1 protein-coding gene is annotated in these 1,434 nt (G+C 66.7%); it reads right to left on the bottom strand.

Annotation, left to right across the window (positions count from 1 at the left end; genetic code table 11):
• Nucleotides 1–29: 29 nt before the first annotated feature.
• The gene (locus WMR31_RS22090; RefSeq protein ID WP_340541101.1) at nucleotides 30–1,091 is read right to left on the bottom strand and encodes an IS110 family RNA-guided transposase; all 1,062 of its coding nucleotides are present in this window, start codon (nucleotides 1,089–1,091) and stop codon (nucleotides 30–32) included.
• Between the last annotated feature and the right edge of the window lie 343 nt (nucleotides 1,092–1,434).

The raw sequence follows: 1,434 nt of genomic DNA, 5'->3' as shown, positions 1-1,434 counted from the left end.
GCCGGAGGTTGAGACGCTTCTATGGGTTGTCAAGCCATTGTGGTGGCGAGGTGTCGGTAGATCTCGCGGGCGATGTAGCGCTTGAGGCAGCGTCTGATGCGGGGTTTGGTGAGTTTTTGGGTGCTGCGGCGTTCGAGGTAGTTGCGGGTGCGGGGGTCGTATCGCATGCGGGTGTTGGCGATGGAGTGTAGGGCGCGGTTGAGTTGTCGATCGCCGGTGCGGTTGAGTCGGTGTTCGTGTCGTTGGCCGGAGGAGATTTCTAGCGGGCTGACGCCGCCGAGTTTGGCGAAGCTGGCTTCGTTACGGACGCGGCCGGGGTGAGACCAGGCGGTGAGGATGATGGCGGCGTTGACGGGTCCGACGCCGATCAGGTCGAGCAGGGTCGGGGCGGTGGCTTTGACGATGTCGAGGAGTGCTTTCTCGTTGTTGTTGGTCTCGGTGTCCAGGGTCAGGATCCGGGCGGCGAGTCGGATCGCTTCGGCCCGAGCGGTGGCGTGGGTGGGGGTGTCGTTCTTCCGGGTCCGCCAGGTGGCGATGGTGGCGATGGTGGACCGGTTGATCTTGTGACGGGCCTCGATGCCGAGGTCGTGGACGCGGAGCAGGGCGATGAGGGCGTTGATTGCTCGGGTCCGCTCGTTGGTCATCGAGTTCCGTGCGGTGAGCAGGATCTGCAGGGACGTGGAGGTGTGGCCGGCGCGGGCGTCGGCGAGTTGGTCGGGGCGCTTGTACAAGCTGCCTCGGGCCGCGGTGGTGGCGTCGATGCGGTCGTTCTTCCCCGCACCGCGTTCCCGCTTGGGGCAGGGGGCATCGACGACCCGGTAGCCGCTGTGGGCTAGCAGCGTGGTGATCTGGGCGCCGTAGCTGCGGGTGCCCTCGATGCTGACCAGGACCTGGTCCAGGTCCTGGCCGGTGGGTGCGCCGGTGCGCCGCGCGATCCAGTCCGCGGCCCGTAGTAGGCCCTTGGTGTGGGTGGGGAACTCGGCGTCAGCGACCAGGCCACCGGTGCGGGCCTCGATGATCGCGTAGTGGTGGGTCGCGGCGTGGGTATCGACCCCCACGACATAGGTGTAGGCATCTGCGACGATGGACATGCGACGTGATTCCTTCTCAAAGGGGACAGTGGCGTCGTACCGGTTGAACCGGCCGGATCGTCCCGGGGTGAAGTCACTACGCGGCACTACTGTGATGGGTCACCACCCCTCGCCGAAGCGAGATGGTGGGACAGGCTTCTGATCAGGCCAACGTGGTGGGCCGGGCGGCCCGGCCGGTTCACCACCGTGTCCGGACAGGTCTCAACCAGGACACCACCGGCCCCCCTCCAGGGGGCGATGGGCCAAGCAAGCGATGGGTCACGAACACAGAGGAGAACCAGCCGGTCCACCCTGCCAGCCAGCCCCAGGCCAGCCACCACCAACCCTCACAGCAAGCGAGCGC

The organism is Nocardioides epinepheli (genome assembly GCF_037936805.1).
Classification (GTDB): domain Bacteria; phylum Actinomycetota; class Actinomycetes; order Propionibacteriales; family Nocardioidaceae; genus Nocardioides.
Note: the sequence above shows the minus strand (reverse complement) of the source record. Positions and strands in the feature narration are given on the sequence as shown.

Bases quoted from the DNA above. Each gene is read 5' to 3' on its own strand.
- WMR31_RS22090 (WP_340541101.1), bottom strand. From the start codon at position 1,091: ATGTCCATCGTCGCAGATGCCTACACCTATGTCGTGGGGGTCGATACC.